18 protein-coding genes are annotated in these 18,706 nt (G+C 71.7%); 6 read left to right on the top strand and 12 right to left on the bottom strand.

Going from position 1 to position 18,706, the window contains the following annotated elements; all coding sequences use genetic code 11:
* Window positions 1–4: 4 nt before the first annotated feature.
* The 5 genes from H4696_RS39455 to H4696_RS39475 all read right to left on the bottom strand — a co-directional run bounded on the left by H4696_RS39455 (window position 5) and on the right by H4696_RS39475 (window position 4,395).
* Entirely contained in the window at window positions 5–2,131 is a 2,127-nt protein-coding gene (locus H4696_RS39455) for an MMPL family transporter (RefSeq protein ID WP_192782784.1), read from the bottom strand.
* A 112-nt stretch (window positions 2,132–2,243) separates the two neighbouring features.
* Complete coding sequence (locus H4696_RS39460; protein WP_086861548.1) at window positions 2,244–2,492, bottom strand: hypothetical protein; 249 nt, start codon at window positions 2,490–2,492, stop codon at window positions 2,244–2,246.
* Window positions 2,489–2,830, bottom strand: coding sequence for an ArsR/SmtB family transcription factor (locus H4696_RS39465; RefSeq protein WP_086861549.1), 342 nt, complete (start codon window positions 2,828–2,830; stop codon window positions 2,489–2,491). Before H4696_RS39465 ends, H4696_RS39460 begins: the two co-directional genes overlap by 4 nt.
* A gap of 55 nt (window positions 2,831–2,885) precedes the next feature.
* Window positions 2,886–3,623: a Long-chain-fatty-acid--CoA ligase gene (locus H4696_RS39470; protein ID WP_086861550.1), complete on the bottom strand. Its 738-nt coding sequence runs from the start codon at window positions 3,621–3,623 to the stop codon at window positions 2,886–2,888.
* Between the two features lie 52 nt (window positions 3,624–3,675).
* Window positions 3,676–4,395 (bottom strand): DUF2786 domain-containing protein, encoded by a 720-nt coding sequence (locus H4696_RS39475; RefSeq protein ID WP_086861551.1) that lies wholly within the window; start codon window positions 4,393–4,395, stop codon window positions 3,676–3,678.
* Window positions 4,396–4,471: 76 nt separating this feature from the next.
* Here H4696_RS39475 and H4696_RS39480 point away from each other — a divergent pair, with 76 nt between their 5' ends.
* Window positions 4,472–5,488 carry a GNAT family N-acetyltransferase gene (locus tag H4696_RS39480; RefSeq protein WP_158104332.1) on the top strand — a complete coding sequence of 339 codons (1,017 nt, stop codon included), beginning with the start codon at window positions 4,472–4,474 and terminating at the stop codon, window positions 5,486–5,488.
* Here H4696_RS39480 and H4696_RS39485 read toward each other — a convergent pair.
* The 3 genes from H4696_RS39485 to sigJ all read right to left on the bottom strand — a co-directional run bounded on the left by H4696_RS39485 (window position 5,463) and on the right by sigJ (window position 7,836).
* Window positions 5,463–6,020 carry a TetR/AcrR family transcriptional regulator gene (locus H4696_RS39485; protein ID WP_086861553.1) on the bottom strand — a complete coding sequence of 186 codons (558 nt, stop codon included), beginning with the start codon at window positions 6,018–6,020 and terminating at the stop codon, window positions 5,463–5,465. The two genes, H4696_RS39480 and H4696_RS39485, sit on opposite strands and share 26 nt — an antisense overlap.
* Complete coding sequence (locus H4696_RS39490) at window positions 5,999–6,796, bottom strand: SGNH/GDSL hydrolase family protein (RefSeq protein ID WP_086861554.1); 798 nt, start codon at window positions 6,794–6,796, stop codon at window positions 5,999–6,001. Before H4696_RS39490 ends, H4696_RS39485 begins: the two co-directional genes overlap by 22 nt.
* 182 nt (window positions 6,797–6,978) lie before the next feature.
* Window positions 6,979–7,836: an RNA polymerase sigma factor SigJ gene (gene sigJ / locus H4696_RS39495; protein ID WP_086861555.1), complete on the bottom strand. Its 858-nt coding sequence runs from the start codon at window positions 7,834–7,836 to the stop codon at window positions 6,979–6,981.
* Between the two features lie 97 nt (window positions 7,837–7,933).
* Between sigJ and H4696_RS39500 the strand changes: the two genes are divergently transcribed.
* Entirely contained in the window at window positions 7,934–8,911 is a 978-nt protein-coding gene (locus tag H4696_RS39500; RefSeq protein ID WP_192782785.1) for an NAD(P)H-dependent oxidoreductase, read from the top strand.
* A 4-nt stretch (window positions 8,912–8,915) separates the two neighbouring features.
* Here H4696_RS39500 and H4696_RS39505 read toward each other — a convergent pair whose 3' ends face one another.
* Entirely contained in the window at window positions 8,916–10,391 is a 1,476-nt protein-coding gene (locus tag H4696_RS39505; RefSeq protein ID WP_249027176.1) for a helix-turn-helix domain-containing protein, read from the bottom strand.
* Window positions 10,392–10,504: 113 nt separating this feature from the next.
* On the opposite strand from H4696_RS39505, the gene exaC reads away from it, so the two are divergent.
* Both exaC and H4696_RS39515 read left to right on the top strand, forming a co-directional pair.
* Window positions 10,505–12,028: an acetaldehyde dehydrogenase ExaC gene (gene exaC, locus H4696_RS39510; RefSeq protein WP_086863862.1), complete on the top strand. Its 1,524-nt coding sequence runs from the start codon at window positions 10,505–10,507 to the stop codon at window positions 12,026–12,028.
* The gene (locus H4696_RS39515; protein ID WP_086863861.1) at window positions 12,028–12,396 is read left to right on the top strand and encodes a DUF779 domain-containing protein; all 369 of its coding nucleotides are present in this window, start codon (window positions 12,028–12,030) and stop codon (window positions 12,394–12,396) included. The genes exaC and H4696_RS39515 overlap by 1 nt, the downstream gene beginning before the upstream one ends.
* Here H4696_RS39515 and H4696_RS39520 read toward each other — a convergent pair.
* Window positions 12,365–13,720: a M20 family metallopeptidase gene (locus tag H4696_RS39520; RefSeq protein WP_086863860.1), complete on the bottom strand. Its 1,356-nt coding sequence runs from the start codon at window positions 13,718–13,720 to the stop codon at window positions 12,365–12,367. The two genes, H4696_RS39515 and H4696_RS39520, sit on opposite strands and share 32 nt — an antisense overlap.
* A gap of 54 nt (window positions 13,721–13,774) precedes the next feature.
* Here H4696_RS39520 and H4696_RS39525 point away from each other — a divergent pair, with 54 nt between their 5' ends.
* Together H4696_RS39525 and H4696_RS39530 are read left to right on the top strand one after the other, a co-directional pair.
* Window positions 13,775–14,458: an MOSC domain-containing protein gene (locus H4696_RS39525; RefSeq protein ID WP_086863859.1), complete on the top strand. Its 684-nt coding sequence runs from the start codon at window positions 13,775–13,777 to the stop codon at window positions 14,456–14,458.
* Window positions 14,448–15,053: a TetR/AcrR family transcriptional regulator gene (locus H4696_RS39530; protein ID WP_086863858.1), complete on the top strand. Its 606-nt coding sequence runs from the start codon at window positions 14,448–14,450 to the stop codon at window positions 15,051–15,053. The genes H4696_RS39525 and H4696_RS39530 overlap by 11 nt, the downstream gene beginning before the upstream one ends.
* A gap of 52 nt (window positions 15,054–15,105) precedes the next feature.
* Here H4696_RS39530 and H4696_RS39535 read toward each other — a convergent pair whose 3' ends face one another.
* Window positions 15,106–16,671: a beta-N-acetylhexosaminidase gene (locus tag H4696_RS39535; protein WP_086863857.1), complete on the bottom strand. Its 1,566-nt coding sequence runs from the start codon at window positions 16,669–16,671 to the stop codon at window positions 15,106–15,108.
* 65 nt (window positions 16,672–16,736) lie between these two features.
* Window positions 16,737–18,608, bottom strand: coding sequence for a propionyl-CoA synthetase (locus H4696_RS39540; RefSeq protein WP_086863856.1), 1,872 nt, complete (start codon window positions 18,606–18,608; stop codon window positions 16,737–16,739).
* Window positions 18,609–18,706 lie beyond the last annotated feature (98 nt).

Here is an 18,706-nt window from a genome sequence, read left to right on the forward strand (position 1 = left end):
CCCGTCAGGACAAGTGAAAAGTCCTGGACTGATCGTTAAGGGAAACTACAGTGTCGGGCCTCCACAGGCGCTCGCCGAAGAGGGCCAGCGCCGCGGGCAGCAGGATGCCGCGGACGACCGTCGCGTCGAGCAGGATCGCGAACGCCATGCCGAGGCCGAGCATCTTGTACTCGATCGCGGCCAGGCTGAGGAAGATGCCGAACACCCCCGTCATGATCAGCGCCGCGCTCGTCACGACCCCCGAACTGCTCGCCGTGCCCTCGACGATCGCCTCCCGCGCCGGGCTGCCCGCCCGCCGCCGCTCGCGGATCCGGCTCAGGATGAAGACGTGGTAGTCGGTGCTCAGCCCGAACAGCAGCACGAACAGGAACACCGGCAGCCAGCCGAGCACCCCGCCGTAGGGCGTGAAACCCAGTAGTGGCGCGAGAAAACCGTCCTGGAACACCAGGGTGAGCACGCCGTAGGCCGCGCCGGTCGAGAGCAGGTTGAGCAGGATCGACACCGCCGGCACGGCCACCGAGCGGAACACCGCGAGCAGCAACACGAAGGCGAGCAGCATGATGAACCCGAAGACGTACGGCGCCCGCGCCAGCACTTGCGCGGTGAAGTCGTGGGCTTCGGCCGTCCGGCCCGCGATCGCGTAACCGACGCCGTCCACGCGCCCGACCGTCCGCGGCAGCAGGGTTTCGCGCAACGCGGTGAGCGTGCGGTCCGCCGCTTCGCCGTTTCCGCTGCCGCCGAGCGGGATCCGGACGACGAGCGCCTGGTCCACCGGGACGACCACCGCCGGTTTCGGCGTCGCCGCCGTGAGTTCGGCGATCGCGCGGCCCACCGCGGGCGTGTCGACCGGCCCGCCGCCCTCGGCCCAGAGCACGACGTGCGCGGGCATCGTAATGCCGGGAAACGCTTCCTGGACGCGCACCGCGGCGTCGATCACCGGGATGCTGCGCGGCAGGCTTTCGGTCGGGGCCGGATCCTGCAGCCGGATCCCGAACGCGGGCAACGCGAGCAGCACCAGCAGCGCGGCCGCGAGCCCGCTCCAGAGCGCGGGCCGCCGGGTGACGACGCCGGCCACCGCGGCCCAGAAGCGCGAGCGCGTCCGGCGCTTGCCCAGCCACGGGACCCTGACCCGGTCGATTCCGGTGCCGAGCAGGGAAAGCGTCGCGGGCAGCACCGTCACCGCGGCCAGGACGGCCAGCCCGACGACCAGGATCGTGCTCACCGTCAGGCCGCGCAGGTTGTCGAGGCCGGTGAACAGCAGGCCGGTCACGCACAGCACGACGGTCAGCCCGGACACGACGATCACGTGCCCGGACGTCCGCGCGGCGATCCGGATCGACTCCTCGACGCCGTGCGCGCGTTCCTCCCGGGCCCGGCGCAGGAAGAACAGGGAATAGTCGACACCGACGGCCATGCCGATGAGGAGCGTCATCGCGGAAGTCGCGCTGTTGACCGGGATCCAGTTGTCCACAACGGACAGGATGCCGAACGCGGCGACCACGGTGGTCCCGGCGAGCAGCACCGGCACCGCGGCCGCGACCAGCGAGCCGAACACGACCAGCAGGATCAGCGCGGTGAGCGGGAGCGAACGGGCTTCCGAGCGCCCGATGTCCTCCTTGATGCTCCGGTCGACCGCGCCGGACACGCTGAGGTCGCCGGCCTGGGCGAGCCGGGCGTCCGGGTGGCGGGCGGCGACCGTCCCGACGGCCGCGGTCGCCGTCGCGAGGTGCGCGCGGATTTCCGTGCCGGTGCCGGTGATCCGGAAGCTGACGAGGCCGGACCGGCCGTCGGCGGAGACCCGGTCCGGGTCGTCGAGCGGGGAGCGGACGTCCGCGACCGCGCCGGACGCCGTCAACGTGGTCACCAGGTCGGTCACGACGGCGGTCGCCTCGCGCGGGACCAGGACGTTCTCCCAGAACGGTTCGCGGGTGGCCTGGCGGTCGAGGACGGCCTGGCCGGTCCCGGCGTCGCCGGCCGGGCTCGACCGCGCGTCGGTGCCGGGCAGGAACGTGCCGGCGGCCCAGGCGAAGGCGACGAGCGCCAGCCAGCCGAGGATCGCGGCGGCGCGGTGGCGCGCCGACCAGTCCGCGACGCGTTCCACCAGCGGAGCCGAGGTGCTTGCGGGCAGCATGAACTAAGGTCCTTCCGTGAAGGAGTGATCCGATGAGAGCTCGCCCTCGGGCGAGTGGGTGCTTCTTCTTCCTGGGCCGCCGAGTTGCCGCTCGGCGGTCCAGGGCCTCAGGTCAGTCGACCTCCTTGAGCACGTGTTCGATGGACCGCAGCCGGTCCTGGACGTCCCGCAGCTGCCGTTCGGTCTCTTCCTGCGTCCGGACGGCTTTCTCGGCCAGCGACCGGTATTCGTGCTCCCGGGCCAGCTTCGCCTTGGCGCGCCAGGTCGAGGCCAGCTGCACGATCGCGATCGACAGCACCACGGTGATCAGGACGAAGACCCCGGTCACGCCGATGATCTCCTGCCACTGGTGCCAGTTCATGTCCGTCCCTCCTCGCCGTCCCCGCGGACGGACTCCGGTGTGGTCAGCGTCGGCACGGCGGCCGCGATCGCCTCCGGCGTCAGGACGACGGAAAACGGCGTCAGCTCGTAGAACCGCAGCGTTTTGCCGTCTTCCCCGACTTCGGAGCTGGCGGTGACGAGACCGGCGGCTTCGAGCTTGCGCAGGTGCACCTGCAGCAGCGCGCGGCTGATCCGCAGCTCCCGCGCCAGCTTGCTGACGTAGGTGCGTTCGGCCAGCAGGGCGGCGACGATCCGCAGCCGGTGCGGGTTGCCGAGGGCCCCCAGCTGCCGCAGCAGGTCGTCGCCCGTCGTCCACATGCCAACAAAAGTTAGCAGGTGGCCGGGCGCGGTGCCATCGGGGTGATCCCCGAGATCACATCGGGTGTTCCAGCCACACGTTCGGCTCGACGTAGGTCGCCGTGTCGTGGGCGATCGACGCGTGGACCGGGGCGATGCCGCCGGGGATGAAGTTCTCGCCGTCCTGGAGCTTCACGCCCGTCCACTCGCGCCAGTCGGCCAGCGAGCCGGCCAGCGTCACGGCGAACGGGCAGACCTTCACCACGCGGGCGCCCAGGCGTTCGTGGGTGCGCAGCCAGCGGTCGGCGAGCAGGCCGTCCGGGCGGCGGCGGGCCGCGTACTCCGGCATCGGGGCCGCCGGTTCGGCTTCCTTGCCGATCGGGCGCACCGACACGATCAGCTTGCGCAGCCCCGTTTCCGCCGCGCGGGCCTTGAGCGCCTTCAGCATCGGTGCCGACAGGCCGGTGCCGCGCAGGTGCGGCGCGATCACGACTTCCAGCGCGCACAACGCGTTCGGCTCACGGCCGTCCATCACGTCCTGGGCCGCCCACTCGATCGCCTGGTCCCAGCCGTGGTCGGGCAGCTCGGTGCGGCCGGGGGCCGGGTAGGCGAGCGGGACCGACAGGGCGCGGGCGATCGGCGTGCCGTCGTCGGCCAGCGCGATCAGGAAGTACCGCGGCCAGTGGCGCAGGAACCGTTCGCCGGTGATCATCCGGCCGCCGGCGCCCTGGTAGATGAACTGGCCGCCGACGTCGCCGAGAGCCAGGGCGGCGTCGAGGAGATCGGGGCGCTCGGCAAGATCGACAACGCGCATGCGCCCAGTCAAACGGAAAGATCACCGGCGGCGATAGCGGCAACCGGGCGACTCAGCGCAAGGCCTTCTGGCGGCGGGTCAGCGCCGAGGGGTCGAGGTTCGCCTTCGTGCCGGCGTCGTGGCCGTCGAGGTAGCCGCTGCCCGACAGCCGCCGGGGCGCGGCCGAGCGCAGGTCGCCGTACTCCGAGTCGAACGCGTGCTGCACCAGCTGCGCGCGATCGCGGACGACCAGTTCCGCCGACCGCTCGCCGGGTGCCGCCGTGCGGACGGCTTCCGATTCGGCGTGCGTGAGCCGCTCGTGGACCGCGCGCGCGAAGCCGTGCAGCCACGTGCGTCGGTAGGCGGCCAGCGATTCGCCGGGGAAGAAGCCGTCCGGCCGGACGCGGGTCAGCTGGGTGCTCGCCTGCAGCAGCAGGCTGGTGAACAGCAGCTCCACGCGGCCGAGGTCGGAGTGGAAGCCGAACACCGTGACGCTGTCGACCTTCTGGCCGTAGCGGTGCAGCAGCGTCCGGCAGCGCAGCGGGTACGCGACCGACGTCAGCAGGCTCGCCTTGTCCCGGCTGTACGGGTCGTTCATCGGGATCTTGAGCGTGCCGATCTCGTCGGTGGTCGCGCCGGACTCGGCGAGCATCGCCTGGTCGATCCCGTACCGCGCGACGAGCTCGGCGGCCTTCCGGTTGTACGCCTCGGCCTCCGCCTCGGTGACCGCCGGGTCCTCGGCCTTGGCCAGCAGCTTGCGGATGCGCTCGAGCTGCGGGTCTGACTCGGTCATGGAGGCAGGGTATTCGATCAGGTGTTCGGACGCGTGCACCGGGTCACAGCGTGTCGCGGACCTGGACACTGAATGGATGGTGACGATCGAACGCTTCGACCCGCTGTCGACCGCCGAGGCCGGATTCGCCGCTTACCACGCTGTGTTCGCGGCGAGCCGGGAAACCGACCGGCCCGGCGAACCCGTGTTGCCGCTCGGCGAGCTGGCCGGACGGCTGACGAGGCCGCTGCCCGGGATGGGGGACGCGGCGCAGTGGGTGGCGTACCGCGGCGACGAGCTCGTCGCGTTCGCCGAGGTGCACTTCCTCGAAGCCGAAAACAACGGAATCGCACTGACCGACGTCGTCGTGCACCCGGCCGTGCGGCGTTCGGGGATCGGTACCGCGTTGCTGCACGCGGTGCTGCCGGAATTGCGAGCGCGGGACTGCCGGAGCGTCGAAGGCTGGCAGGTCGTCGCGGGGTCCGCCGGAGAGCTGTGGGCCGAGGCGCTCGGCTTCCGGCCGGTGCGGACGATCGTGCGGCAGGCTTTGGTCGTCGCGGAAGCCGATCAGACGCGCTGGGAAGTGCCCGTCCCGGTCGGCTACCGGGTGGTGCGGTGGGCGGGCGCGGCCCCGGACGACTTGCTCGGTTCCTACGCCGGCGCACGGGCGGCGATCCACGACGCTCCGCTCGGGGACTCGGGCTACCGGTGGCCGGAGTGGACGCCCGCGCGGGTGCGCGCGACCGAAGCCGAAGCTCGGTCGCAGGGCCTCGAACAGCGGATCGTCGCCGCGGTTCACGAAGGGACCGGGGAAGTCGTCGGGTTCACCGAAGTGTGCGTGCACCCGCGCCGGGCGGACTGGGGCTACCAGCGGGACACCGCGGTGCTCGCCGGACACCGCGGGCACGGGCTGGGGCGCTGCGTCAAGGCGCACATGATCCGGTGGCTGCTCGCCGAGCGGCCCGGGCTCCGGCGGATCAGCACGACGACAGGGGCGGAGAACGTGCACATGCTCCGGGTCAACCGCGAACTCGGCCTCAGCTCGCTGCCGGCCGTGATCGCCGTTCAGCAGGACCTCGACGCGCTCCTCAGCCCAGGTAGGCGTCGAGCGTGACGGCCAGCGCGGCCTCCGGGGACGGCGCGAAGCTCGCCCCCGCCAGGCCGCCCCACAGCCACAGCTGGGCGAGGCCGTGCAACGCGGCCCACAGCGACGCCGCCACCAGCCGCAGGTCGGCGCCCGACCGCGCGACCGGCGTCGGCACCGCCGCCACCAGCACGGCGAAGGTGTCGAACACCGCGCTCGCCGCCGCCGAAAGCGCCGGGTCGTCCGCGTCGACCAGGTCGCGGCGGAACATCAGCTCGAACATCGCCGGGTTGGCCAGCGCGAAGTCGAGGTAGCTGTGGCAGGCGGCGGTGAGCCGCTCCCGCGGCGACGTGCCGGGCAGCGTTTCCCGGCGGGCGAGCAGGTCGGCGTACCCGCGGGTCGCGACGGCGGACAGCAGCTCGGCGCGGCCGGAGAAGTGCCGCAGCGGCGCGCCGTGCGAGACGCCGGCCGCCTTCGCGATTCCGCGCAGCGTCACCGCTTCGACGCCTTCGCCGGTCAGGAGCGCGGTCGCGGTGTCGATCAGGCGTTGCCGGGTGCCCACGCTTCGTCCCGGGTCATGGGGAGCAGGTCCGGGCGCTTCGGCAGGAAGCCGTCGCCCGGCTGGCGGCCGATCAGCCGGTTGCGCGTGCGCGTCACGGCGACCGGCAGCACCTCGCGCAGCAGCCACTGCAGGTCGGCGCGCCAGCTCCCGGCCGCCGCGACGCCCGGCAGCGGCGCCAGCCAGCCGGGATCGTGGTCGAGCCCGAGCCGGCCGAGGACGTACGCGGCGAGCCGGCGGTGCCCGTGCTCGGACAGGTGGAGCCGGTCGGCGCCGAAGTAGCGGGAATCGGTGACGGCCTGGTCGGGCCACAGGTCGATGAGCAGCGCCCCGTAGCTGACGGCGGCTTCGCGGATGGCCTCGTTGAGCGCCACGATCCGCGGCCGCATCCGCTGCCCGAGCGGCATCCGGCTCGAGATGTCGCTGAGGGTGAACGTGACGACGGTGGGCGAGATCTCGGTGCACGCCCGGATGGCGGCGTCGACGCGGCGAGCGACGGTGCGCGCGTCCCAGCCCCGGCTCATGACGTCGTTCCCGCCGCCGAAGAGGGCGATCAGGTCTGGTTCGAGGCGGGTCGCGGCCGGGACCTGCTCGGGCACGATCTGGTCGAGCCGTCGACCGCGGACGGCGAGGTTGGCGTACCGGAAGCCGGGTTCGCCCTCCGCGAGCCGGGCGGCGACGAAGTCGGCCCAGCCTCGGTAGTGGTCCTGGCCGGGGTACGGGTCGTCGAGACCTTCGGCGCAGCTGTCGCCGAGGACGACGAAACGCTGGTAGCTCATCCCGATCTCCGTAACCCGTGGTTCACCTTGTGGACACTGTCTATCAAACTTTTGTAGACGGTGTCTACTTCCGGTGCCAGCGGGCTCGCCGACGTCTTGAATGACTCATTCAGGTCTCCGGACGTCCTGAATGACTCATTCAAGACACCGCGGGCACACCCGGCGGGCTGGCGCGGAGCGAGTCACCCGAGCCAGGGGCGGAGCTTCTCCGGGTTCCGCATTGCCCAGATCCGCGTGATCCGCCCATCGGCGACGTCGAACGCGTACACGGCCGCGAGGTCGCCGTCCCGGGTGAGCAGCAGGCCGGGCAGGCCGTTGACCGTGCGCTCGACCAGCGTCAGCGGTCCGGCGGTCAGCGCGGCGACGTACCGGGCGACCTCCGCCCCGCCTTCGATCGGGTGCAACGCCGCGCGCACCACGCCGCCGCCGTCGGCGGTGAGGGTTGCGCCGGGGTCGAGGAGGCCGATCAGGGCTTCGATGTCGCCCGCTTCCCACGCCTGCTTGAAGTCGCGGATCACGTCCGCGTGCCCGGTGGCCGGGGCCGCGGGGCGGGCGGCGCGGACGCGGCGGCGGGCCGACGACGCCAGTTCGCGGCACGCCGCCGGGGTGCGTCCGGTGATCTCCGCGACCTCCGCGAACGCGTACCCGAACACGTCGTGCAGCACGAGCGCGACCCGCTGCGCCGGGGTCATCGCTTCGAGCGTCACGAGGAAGGCCATGGTGACCGACTCGTCGAGGGTGATCCGGTCGGCGACCGAGTCGGGCTGGTCGGGCACCGGCTCGGGCAGCCACTCGCCCACGTACTGCTCGCGCCGGGCCCGCGCCGAGCCGAGGACGTCCAGGCAGATGCGGTCCGCGACCGTCGTCAGCCACGCGCCCGGCGAAGAGATCGCCGCCCGCTGGGCCGGCGTGAGCGCGTACCAGCGCGCGTAGGTCTCCTGCACCGCGTCCTCCGCCTCGGCCAGCGAGCCGAGCAGCCGGTAGGCGAGGTTGAGCAGGTGCCGGCGTTCGCCGACGACCGGTTCCGGTGGTGTCGTCATGCCTCCTCCGACGAGACAGCCTCCCCGAACGTCAGGCCTGACATCCCGCCGGGCTGCTTCGTCGTACTCCTCGAACCCGACCGAACAGGGGAGAACGATGATCGAGATCGGAATCGTGCTGGGCAGCACCCGCAACGGCCGCGTGGGGGACCAGGTGGCCCGGTGGGTCCACGAGCGGGCGAGCCGGCGCGCCGGCGCCCGGTTCACGCTGATCGACCTGCGCGACCACCCGCTGCCCCACCTCGAGGAGCCACCCGGGTTTTCGGGGCAGTACCAGGACGAACGCACGCGAGCTTGGGCCGCGACCGTCGCCGCGTGCGACGGGTTCGTGTTCGTCACGCCGGAGTACAACCACTCCGTGCCCGGCGTGCTCAAGAACGCCATGGACCACGTGCACGTCGAGTGGAACACCAAGGCCGCCGGCTTCGTCTCCTACGGCGGCGTCGGCGGCGCCCGCTCGGTCGAGCAGCTGCGGCTGGTCTGCGGCGCCCTGCAGCTGGCGGACGTGGCCCCGCAGGTCACGCTGCCGCTGGCGACCGAGTTCGCAGACCGGGCCACCTTCGCGCCCGGCGAGTACCAGCTCGCCGCGCTGGACGCGGTGCTCGACCACGTCGTCGCCTGGAGCACCGCGCTCGCGCCGCTGCGGCACGGGGACGCCGAAGCCGCGATCCGCGGCCGGATCGACGCGATCGTCGAGGGGCTCCGCACCAAGGACGTCGACGCGCTTCGACGGAGCTACGCCCCGGACGTCGTGTCCTTCGACGTCGAGCCGCCGCTGCAGCACGTCGGCGTCGACGCGAAGCTGAAGAACTGGGCGAAGGTGTTCACGATCTTCGAAAAGGTGGACTACGAGCTGCGCGACCTGACCGTCACGGTGAGCGGCGACCTCGCCGTCGGGCACGGTTTCGGCCGGGTCAGCGGGACGCTGAAGAACGGCGTCGTGACCGACGGCATGTGGGTCCGGGCCACGTTCGTCTTCCGGGACACCGGCGACGGCTGGGTGATCGTGCACGACCAGGCGTCCGTGCCGTTCGACGTGGCGACCGGGCAGGGCCGGGCCGACCTGGAACCCTGACGGCTCAGGCGAGCCGGGCGCGGTGGGCCGTCACGGCGGCCCGCCGCGGATCGGCCGCGGGGAGCGTCTTCAGCAGCGCGTCGAGCACCGCGAAGTCGTCCACCCCGCACGCGGTTTCCCAGAACGACCACAGCACGCCCGGGTCGCCGCTGTTCAGCGCCACCTGGCGGACCTGCGCGGTGAGCGTCTCACGCTCCTCGCGGATCGCCGGCGCCTCCGAGTCCGGCAGCAGCGGGCCGCGGAAGGCACGCAGGACGTCGGCGGGCGAGCCGGTGCGCAACGCCGTTCGGGCGCGGGTGAAGTCCGCGTCGACGTCCGCCGCCAGCCGGTACGGGCGCGTCTGCACCACCGCCGCGCCCAGCTGGGAGCGCAGGCGGTGGATCTCCGCGCGGACCGTCACCGGGTTGCCCGACTCGCCGTAGAGCTGCAGCGCCAGCCGTTCCGCCGAGAGGCCGTTCGGGTGCAGCGTCAGCAGGGTCAGGATCTCCGCGTGCCGCAACGTGAGCGGGACTTCGCGACCGTCCACAGTGGTCGAGAACGCGCCGTCCGCGAGGTACTCCAGCGACAGCCGCGGACGCGGCCCGCCGCCACCGGGCGACGACAGCCGCAGCAGGTAGCCCTCGGCCAGCGGCTCCACCGTGGCGATGCGGCCGTCGGGCAGGTTCACCGTGCCGCCGCCGCGCCGGACGTCCACTGTGGACGGCAGCAGGCACGCCTGCGCGGCGAGCACCCGGCCACCTGCCGAAAGCAGCGCGCCGGGGCGGCCGCGCAACGCGTCCAGGTGCGGCATGTTCGCCCGCCGCAGCTGCTCGTCGCGGACCGCGAGCTGGGCCCGCAGCTGGCCTTCCGCGAGCTGCGCCGTCGCCGTGACCAGCGAAAGCATCGCCGGGTGCACGGTGCGCAGCGGCCCGCTGACGTCGATCGAGCCGAGCAGCACGCCGGTCTCGGGGTCGCGCACCGGCGCCGCCGCGCACGTCCACGCGTGGTAGCGGCGGACCAGGTGCTCGGCCGAGTAGATCTGGACCGGGTCGCCGGTCGCCAGCGCCGTGCCCATGGCGTTCGTGCCGATCGCGGCTTCGCTCCAACGGGTGCCTTCGGTGAGGCCCACGCGGTCGCCGCGCAGCAGCTGGCCCGCCGCGCCCTCGCGCCACAGGATCAGGCCGTCCGCGTCGGTCACGATCATCACGTGCTCGGCGTCGTCGGCGATGCTCACCAGCATCTGCCGCAGCACCGGCAGCACGGGTGCCAGCGGGTGGGCTTCGCGGAGCGCGGCGAGGTCGCCGGTGTCGTAGACGAACGGCGCCTCGCCCTGGTCCGGGTCGACCCGGGCGGCGAGCGAGCGGTTCCAGGAGTCGGAGACGACGGAGCGTGGCGGCCGCGGCCCGGGAACGCCCTGGAGCACCGCCTCGCGGACGTGCTCCAGTAGCCGCGCGTACGACTCGGGGTCGCGCAGCAGCTCCGGTTCGGGCGCCTCTGCCACATGCTCCAGCGTAGAGACCCAGCTCACAGCGTTGCAACGCGCGTGCAACGTTGCCGCACCTACCTTCGGCGGCCACCAGGTCAACCGTCACTCCGAGCAACGAGGCAGGGAAGATGGTCCAGTACGCCGCACCGAACACCGAAGGCAGCGTCGTCAGCTACGAATCGCGCTACGACCACTACATCGGCGGCGAGTACGTGCCCCCGGCCGGCGGCCAGTACTTCGAGAACCCGACCCCCGTCACCGGCAAGACCTTCTGCGAGATCGCCCGCGGCAACGCCGAGGACGTCGAGAAGGCGCTCGACGCCGCCCACGGCGCCGCGCCGGCGTGGGGCCGGACCTCGCCCGAGGAACGCGCCAACATCCTGCTGAAGATCGCCGACCGGATGGAACAGAACCTCGAAGCGATCGCGGTCGCCGAGGCCTGGGAGAACGGCAAGGCCGTCCGCGAGACCCTCGCCGCCGACATCCCGCTGGCCATCGACCACTTCCGCTACTTCGCCGGCGCCCTGCGCGCCCAGGAAGGCGGCATCTCGCAGGTCGACGAGAACACCGTCGCCTACCACTTCCACGAGCCGCTCGGCGTGGTCGCGCAGATCATCCCGTGGAACTTCCCGATCCTGATGGCGGTCTGGAAGCTCGCCCCGGCGCTGGCCGCGGGCAACGCGATCGTGCTCAAGCCGGCCGAGCAGACGCCGGCGTCGATCCACCTGCTGTTCTCGATCATCGGCGACCTGATCCCGCCGGGCGTGGTCAACATCGTCAACGGCTTCGGCGTCGAGGCGGGCAAGCCGCTGGCCTCCAGCAACCGCGTCCGCAAGGTCGCCTTCACCGGCGAGACCACCACCGGGCGGCTGATCCTGCAGTACGCCAGCGAGAACATCATCCCGGTGACCGTCGAGCTGGGCGGCAAGAGCCCGAACATCTTCTTCGACGACGTCGCCGCGCGGAACGACGACTTCTACAACAAGGCGCAGGAAGGCTTCGCGCTCTTCGCCCTCAACCAGGGCGAGGTCTGCACCTGCCCGTCGCGGGCGCTGATCCAGTCGGGCATCTACGACCGGTTCCTCGGCGACGGCGTCGAGCGCGTCCGCAAGATCAAGCAGGGCCACCCGCTCGACACCGAGACGATGATCGGCGCGCAGGCGTCCAACGACCAGCTCGAGAAGATCCTGTCCTACATCGACATCGGCAAGCAGGAAGGCGCCGAGATCCTCACCGGCGGCGCGCGGTCCGACCTCGGCGGCGAGCTGTCCGGCGGCTACTACGTCGAGCCGACCGTGTTCGCCGGCGACAACAAGATGAGGATCTTCCAGGAGGAGATCTTCGGGCCGGTGGTGTCCGTGGCGAAGTTCGACGACTACGACGACGCCATCAAGATCGCCAACGACACCCTCTACGGCCTCGGCGCCGGTGTCTGGTCGCGCGACGGCAACACCGCCTACCGCGCCGGCCGCGACATCCAGGCGGGCCGCGTCTGGGTGAACAACTACCACGCCTACCCGGCGCACGCGGCCTTCGGCGGCTACAAGGCGTCCGGTATCGGCCGCGAGAACCACAAGATGATGCTCGACCACTACCAGCAGACGAAGAACATGCTCGTCTCCTACTCCGACCAGGCGCTCGGATTCTTCTGATGACCCACCGCGTAGACCTGACACCGGCCGCCGCGGAGCTGCTGCGGCGGTTGGTGTCGCTCCACGGGCCGGTGATGTTCCACCAGTCCGGCGGGTGCTGCGACGGCAGCGCCCCGATGTGCTACCCGGCCGGGGAGTTCCGCACCGGCGCGTCCGACGTGCTGCTCGGCTCGCTCGAAGTCGAGGGCATCGAGGACGTGCCGGTGTGGATGTCCGGGCCTCAGTTCGAGTACTGGAAGCACACGCACCTGACGATCGACGTCGTGCCCGGGCGCGGGAGCGGGTTTTCCTTGGAGGCGCCCGAAGGCGTGCGTTTCCTGATCCGCTCCCGGCTGCTCACCGACGAGGAGTCGGCGGCGCTGAACTGAAGGCGTCGAACAACGCCGTGGCGAGCACCAGTCCTTCCCGGGCGACCGGGGCGAGCAGGTGCTCGTCCGGCGCGTGCTGCAGGCAACCCGGGTAGGAGTGCGGCAGCCACAGTGTCGCCAGCCCGAGGACGTCGGTGAAGACGTGGTTGGGCAGGCCGCCGCCGAAGTTGGGCAGCAGGGCGACGGGCTTCCCGGCGACCGCGTCCAAAGTGGACTTCGCCCAGCTCACCCACGGGTTGTCGACCGGCGTGCGGCTGGCGAGGAAGGTGGCGTCGGCCTTGACGTCGATCATCGGGAACCCCTGCGCGGCAAGGTGTTTCCGGATGGCGGGCGCGACGCCGTCGACGTCGGTGCCGGCGACGTACCGCAGCTGCAGGACCGCTCGCGCCCGGCCGGGGATCGCGTTGACCGGGCGGCCGGGGTCACCCGCGCCGAGCGCGAGCACCTCCAGGGTGTTCCAGCCGTAGAGTCGCTCGGCGGGGCTCAGGGTTTGATCGCCCCAGCCCTCGTCCGCGTCGACGACCACGTCGGCCAGCGCGGCGCGCACGGTGTCCGGCAGTTCCGGCGGCAGCAGTTCCGGAACCTGGATGCGGCCGTGGCCGTCGACCAGGCTCGCGATCGCGGCGGCGAGCGTCGTCGCCGGGTTGCGCAGGATCCCGCCCCAGTTGCCGGAGTGGTAGGCGTCCGGGCGCAGGTCGGCGTCCAAGGTGATCCGGACGCCGCCGCGGGCGCCGAGGAACAACGTCGGGGTCGCCGCGTCGAGGCGGGGGCCGTCGGAGGCGATCAGGACGTCGGCTCGGAGGAGGTCCTTCTCCTGGGCCGCGAACTCCGTGAGGCCGGGGGAGCCGATCTCTTCGCCGGTCTCGAAGAGGAACTTGAGGTTAAAGCCCAGTTTTCCGCGTTCGGCCAGCACCAGGCGCAACGCCGTGAGGTTGATCAGGTGCTGGCCCTTGTTGTCGGCGGTGCCGCGGCCGTACCAGCGGTCGCCGTCCGCGGTGAGCGTCCACGGGTCGAGCCCGTCGCGCCACTGCCCGGCTTCCCCGACGACGTCGGCGTGGCCGTAGCACAGCAGCGTCGGCAGGTCTTCTCCTTCCGTGCGGACCCCGACCAGGAACGGGCCGCCCGCCGGGTCGGGGTTGGCGTGCTGGGTGACTTCGCAGCCGAGACCGGTCAGCGCCGGGGTCAGGACTTCGTCGAGGTAGGCCTGGACGGCGGCGCGGCCTTCGGGTGCGTCGCTCACCGTCGGGTAGGCGACCAGCCGGGCCAGTTCGGTGAAGAGAGCGCCGGAGTCGACGTGGGCGCGGGCCTTGCCGAGCAGATCCATGACCGCCAGCCTAAAGGCGGTAAACTATACGAACGGTCGTGCTATCTTCGGAGCATGAACGTCGACGGCGTGTACGTGGGGGAACCGAGCGTCCTGGGGTATCGGCGGGAGCGCCCGGTGCTGAGCGCGATCACGAAGGCGCGGGTCACGGCGCCGGAGCTGACCTTGACCGAGCTGAACCTCGACGGCGACCGGCAGGCCGACCTGACCGTGCACGGCGGGGTCGACAAAGCGGTCTACGTCTACCCGGCCGAGCACTACCCGGCTTGGCGCGAGGACGGCTTCGAGGCTTCGGTGGGCGACTTCGGGGAGAACGTCTCGCTGTCCGGCGTCACCGAGGACGACGTCCGGATCGGGGACGTCTGGGCCTGGGGCGACGCGCTCGTGCAGGTGTCGCAGCCGCGGCAGCCGTGTTTCAAGCTGGCCATGAAGACCGGCCGCAAGGACGTCACGCCGCTGATGATCGACTCCGGGCGCAGCGGCTGGTACCTGCGCGTGCTGCGGCCCGGCACGGTGCCGACAGCCGGCCCGATCGAGCTGGCCGAGCGCGCGGACGGGCCGACGATCACCGAGGTGTACCTGATCTCCTTCGCCAACTACGGGCAGCTGCCGCCGGACAAGGTCGAAGCGGCGCTGGACCTCGCGGACCGCGTGCTGGCGGCGCCGGCGCTTTCGGAGTCCTACCGCGGCGGCGTCCAGTCCACTGTGGACCGCTGGCGGGCGCGGCGTGCCGGTTGACGGCCGCCTCGCCCGCGGCGACGCGACCCGCCGCCTGGTGCTGCGCCGGGCGGTGGACGTCGCGTCGGTCGACGGCCTGGAGGGGCTGTCTCTCGGCCGCCTCGCCACCGAGCTGGAGCTGAGCAAGAGCGGCGTGTTCGCGCTGTTCGGCTCGAAGGAGGAGCTGCAGCTCGCGACGATCGAAGCGGCTCTCGATATCTTCGCGGCGCACGTCGTGACGCCGTCCCGCGAGGTCGCGCCGGGGCTGCCGCGGCTGCGGGCGATCTGCGAGAACTGGCTGGAGTACTCGGAAAAGCGCGTGTTCCCGGGCGGCTGTTTCTTCTTCAACGTCGGCGCGGAGTTCGACGCGCGTCCCGGCCGGGTCCACGACGCGGTGGCTTCGGCGAGCGGCTCGTTCGCCACGTTCATCCGCGAGACGGCTTGCGAGGCCGTCGCCTTGGGCCACCTCGACGCGGACCCGGAAGTCCTGGCGTTCGAGCTGCACGCACTGGGCCGCGCGGCCAACGCCGACGCGGTCCTCAACGGCGGCACCCACGCCTACCACTTGGCCCGCCGCGCCATCGAGTCCCGCCTCGCCTCCGCCGAAAAGCCGTGAAGGCCTCCTTACCGGCATTTATGCCCGTCAAGGAGGCCTTCACGGCTTTTGGCTACTTCCAGTCGACCTGCGGGGAGCGGTAGAAGTTGATGCCCTGGGCGGTCCAGCGCGGGGACTGCTTCGCCAGGCGTGCCCGGTAGGCGTTCCAATCGTGGGTGGCGCGAGGGGACCAGCCGATCTCCGCGATGCCCGGCAGTCGCGGGAACGCCATGTACTCGATGTCGGCGCTGGTGCGGATCGTCTCGGTCCACAGCGGCGCTTCGACGCCCGCGACCTGGCTCTCGCCGACACCGGTCACCAGCGAGGCGGGATCCCAGTTGTAGCCGTCGCGCACCTCGATCAGCGCGGCCCAGTCCTGGCCCAGCGGCGTCGACGCGTTGTACTTCATGTCCAGGTACGCGTAGTTCGCCGGTGACATCAGGATCTTGCTGCCCCGGGCGGCCGCGGCCGCGACGCTCGGGTTGTCGCCGCCGAAGTCCCAGTACTGCGGGACGGCCGACGCGGGCGGGTCCGACTTCGCGATCTCGTGCCAGCCGGTGACCTTCTTGCCGTATTTGGCGACGATCGGCTGGACCTTCTTCTCGAACGCGATGTAGTCCGCGGGCGGCGTGGAGTGCGCCTCGTCGCCGCCGATGTGCAGGTACGGCCCGGGGGTGATGGCCGCCAGCTCGCGGACGACGTCCTCGACGAACTTGTAGGTGATCGGCGAAGAGATGCACAGCGAGCTGTAGCCGACCTCGGTGTCCGTGCGCACCGGAACGGCCTTGCCGTCGCAGTTCAGCTCCGCGTACGTCGACTGGGCGGCGTTCGTGTGGCCCGGCATGTCGATCTCCGGAATCACTGTGATGTGCCGCGAAGCCGCGTACGCGACGATTTCCTGGTACTGCGCCTGGGTGTAGTAGCCGCCCGGGTCGCCGTCGACGGCCGTCTTGCCGCCGACCGTCGCCAGCTTCGGCCAGCTCTTGATCTCGATGCGCCAGCCCTGGTCGTCCGCGAGGTGCAGGTGCAGGGTGTTGACCTTGTACTGCGCGATCTGGTCGACGTACCGCTTGACCTGGTCCGGCTTGAAGAAGTGCCGGGCGACGTCGAGCATCGCGCCGCGCTCGGCGAAGCGCGGGTAGTCGAGGATCGTGCCGCCGGCGACCGTCCACGTCCGGTGCTGCACGCGCTTCGCCTCGATCGCCGACGGCAGCAGCTGCCGCAGCGACTGGACGCCTTCGAAGAGCCCGTCGGCGGTGTTGGCGCGCAAGCTGACGCCCTCGCGCGACACCTTCAGCTCGTAACCCTCGGTGCCGATCCGCGCGTCGTGGCCCAGCGCCAGCGAGATCGCGGGGCGGCCGGCGGCGTGCGGCACGACCGGCAGCGGGTAGCCGGTGGCCGGGCGGAGCAGGCCGCGCAGGTAGTCCGCGACCTGGCCGGCGCCGCGATCGGCCGCGATGACCGTGAACGGCGTCAGCTTGAAGCCGCCCCGCGGGTCGGCCTTCGCCGAGACGGGTGCCGGGACGACGTCGGTCACGCCGCGTTCCGGGGCGGCCGGCGCGGCCACCGCGGCAGCGGGCACGCCGACGGCCGTGAGACTCACGATCGCCGCGGTCAAGACGGCTCGGGACAAGCGCATCAGGGCACCTCCGGTCGGGGACTCCTCCCAAAGGTACAGACCAGCACCCGCATTTGGAACAGTTCTTAACGAAGGGCTTCCCGGATGGCGTCCAGGACGGCGGGGTCCTCGATCGTGGAGGGTACGGCCTCGTCGCGCCCGTCGGCGATCGCGCGCATGGTCTTGCGCAGGATCTTGCCCGACCGCGTCTTCGGCAGCGCGTCCACAATGGACACATCGCGGAACGCGGCGACCGGGCCGATGTCCCGGCGCACCAGGGCCACCAGCTCGTCCCGTAGCTGCTCCGGGGCGATGTCCGCGCCCGCCTTCAGCACCACGAACCCGCGCGGCAGCTGGCCCTTGAGCTGGTCGGCGACGCCGATCACGGCGCACTCGGCGACCGCCGGGTGCGAAGCGAGCACCGCCTCCATCGACCCGGTCGACAGCCGGTGCCCGGCGACGTTGATGACGTCGTCGGTGCGGCCCATGACGAACAGGTAGCCGTCCTCGTCGACGTAGCCGGAGTCGCCGGTCAGGTAGTACCCCTCGTAGCGGGAGAGGTAGGCCTCGCGGTAGCGCTCGTCGTCGCCCCACAGCGTCGGCAGCGACCCCGGCGGCAGCGGCAGCCGCACCGTGATGGCGCCTTCGCGGCCGGGCGGCAGCTCTTCGCCCGCCTGGTCGAGGATCCGGACGTCCCAGCCGGGGACCGGCTTGGTCGCGGACCCGGGCTTGACGTCCATCGGCTCCAGGCCGCGCGGGTTCGCGGCGATCGGCCAGCCGGTCTCGGTCTGCCACCAGTGGTCGATCACCGGCACGCCGAGCTTCTCGTGTGCCCAGTGCAGGGTCTCCGGGTCGAGCCGCTCGCCGGCCATGAACAGCGTCTTGAACGCCTTCAGGTCGTACCTCTCCAGCTCGCGGGCGTCCGGGTCGACCTTCTTGACCGCCCGCAGCGCCGTCGGCGCGGTGAACAGCGCTCCGACGCCGTGCTCGGCGATGACCCGCCAGAACGCGCCCGCGTCCGGCGTGCCGACCGGCTTGCCCTCGTACATCACCGTCGTCGCCCCGACCAGCAGCGGCGCGTAGACGATGTAGGAGTGCCCGACGACCCAGCCGACGTCGGAGGCCGTCCACCAGACGTCGCCGGCGTGGACGTCGTAGACCGCCGCCATCGAGTAGGCGAGCGCGACCGCGTGGCCGCCGGTGTCGCGCACGACGCCCTTCGGCTTCCCGGTCGTCCCGGACGTGTAGAGGATGTAGAGCGGGTCGGTGGCCGCGACCGGCACCGGATCGGCCGGGTCGGCGCTCGCGGCCAGCTCGCGCCAGTCCCGCTCGCGCCCGGTCAGCGTGGCCGGCGCCTGCTCGCGCTGCAGCATGACGACGTGGTCCGGCTGGTGCTCGGTCATCCCGAGCGCCGCGGTGATGATCGGCTGGTACTCGACCACCCGCGTCGGCTCGATGCCGCAGGACGCCGCCAGGATCACGTTGGGTTTGGCGTCCTCGATTCGCGCGGCCAGCTCCTTCGGTGCGAACCCGCCGAAGACCACCGAGTGCACCGCGCCGATCCGCGCGCAGGCCAGCATCGCGATCGCCGCCTCCGGCACCATCGGCAGGTAGACGAGCACGCGGTCACCCTTCGTGACCCCCAGCGAGCGCAGCGCACCGGCGAAGCGCGCGACCGTGTCCCGCAGTTCTTCGTAGGTGTAGGTGCGTTGCCGTCCGGTCACGGGAGAGTCCCAGATCAGTGCCGCCTGGCCCCCGCGCCCGGCCTCGACGTGCCGGTCCAGCGCGTTGTAGGAGGTGTTCAGCTCGGCGTCCGGGAACCACCGGAAGAAGGGCGGGTTCGAGCCGTCCAGGGCCCGTTCCGGTGCCTTCGTCCAGCTGATCGCACCGGCCGCGGCCAGCCAGAACGCTTCCGGGTCCCGCAGGCTCCGCCGGTAGGCCTCGGAGTACGCGCCCATTCCCGCTCCTTCGCGTCGAACGTCCCGCCGGCCCCCATCATGGCGCGGGATCGGCGGGCTCGCCGGATTCCAGGCACGCTGAAGACCCGGCAACCTCA

Origin of the sequence: Amycolatopsis lexingtonensis (genome assembly GCF_014873755.1) — a bacterium.
GTDB classification, from domain to species: Bacteria; Actinomycetota; Actinomycetes; order Mycobacteriales; family Pseudonocardiaceae; genus Amycolatopsis; species Amycolatopsis lexingtonensis.

What these genes read in the sequence shown, in the direction of transcription:
- H4696_RS39460 (WP_086861548.1), bottom strand. Translation starts at nt 2,492, where the DNA reads ATGAACTGGCACCAGTGGCAGGAGATCATCGGCGTGACCGGGGTCTTC.
- exaC (WP_086863862.1), top strand. Translation starts at nt 10,505, where the DNA reads ATGGTCCAGTACGCCGCACCGAACACCGAAGGCAGCGTCGTCAGCTAC.
- sigJ (WP_086861555.1), bottom strand. Translation starts at nt 7,836, where the DNA reads ATGACGACACCACCGGAACCGGTCGTCGGCGAACGCCGGCACCTGCTC.
- H4696_RS39500 (WP_192782785.1), top strand. Translation starts at nt 7,934, where the DNA reads ATGATCGAGATCGGAATCGTGCTGGGCAGCACCCGCAACGGCCGCGTG.
- H4696_RS39480 (WP_158104332.1), top strand. Translation starts at nt 4,472, where the DNA reads ATGGTGACGATCGAACGCTTCGACCCGCTGTCGACCGCCGAGGCCGGA.
- H4696_RS39470 (WP_086861550.1), bottom strand. Translation starts at nt 3,623, where the DNA reads ATGCGCGTTGTCGATCTTGCCGAGCGCCCCGATCTCCTCGACGCCGCC.
- H4696_RS39525 (WP_086863859.1), top strand. Translation starts at nt 13,775, where the DNA reads ATGAACGTCGACGGCGTGTACGTGGGGGAACCGAGCGTCCTGGGGTAT.
- H4696_RS39465 (WP_086861549.1), bottom strand. Translation starts at nt 2,830, where the DNA reads ATGTGGACGACGGGCGACGACCTGCTGCGGCAGCTGGGGGCCCTCGGC.
- H4696_RS39535 (WP_086863857.1), bottom strand. Translation starts at nt 16,671, where the DNA reads ATGCGCTTGTCCCGAGCCGTCTTGACCGCGGCGATCGTGAGTCTCACG.
- H4696_RS39490 (WP_086861554.1), bottom strand. Translation starts at nt 6,796, where the DNA reads ATGAGCTACCAGCGTTTCGTCGTCCTCGGCGACAGCTGCGCCGAAGGT.
- H4696_RS39515 (WP_086863861.1), top strand. Translation starts at nt 12,028, where the DNA reads ATGACCCACCGCGTAGACCTGACACCGGCCGCCGCGGAGCTGCTGCGG.
- H4696_RS39455 (WP_192782784.1), bottom strand. Translation starts at nt 2,131, where the DNA reads ATGCTGCCCGCAAGCACCTCGGCTCCGCTGGTGGAACGCGTCGCGGAC.
- H4696_RS39540 (WP_086863856.1), bottom strand. Translation starts at nt 18,608, where the DNA reads ATGGGCGCGTACTCCGAGGCCTACCGGCGGAGCCTGCGGGACCCGGAA.
- H4696_RS39520 (WP_086863860.1), bottom strand. Translation starts at nt 13,720, where the DNA reads ATGGATCTGCTCGGCAAGGCCCGCGCCCACGTCGACTCCGGCGCTCTC.
- H4696_RS39475 (WP_086861551.1), bottom strand. Translation starts at nt 4,395, where the DNA reads ATGACCGAGTCAGACCCGCAGCTCGAGCGCATCCGCAAGCTGCTGGCC.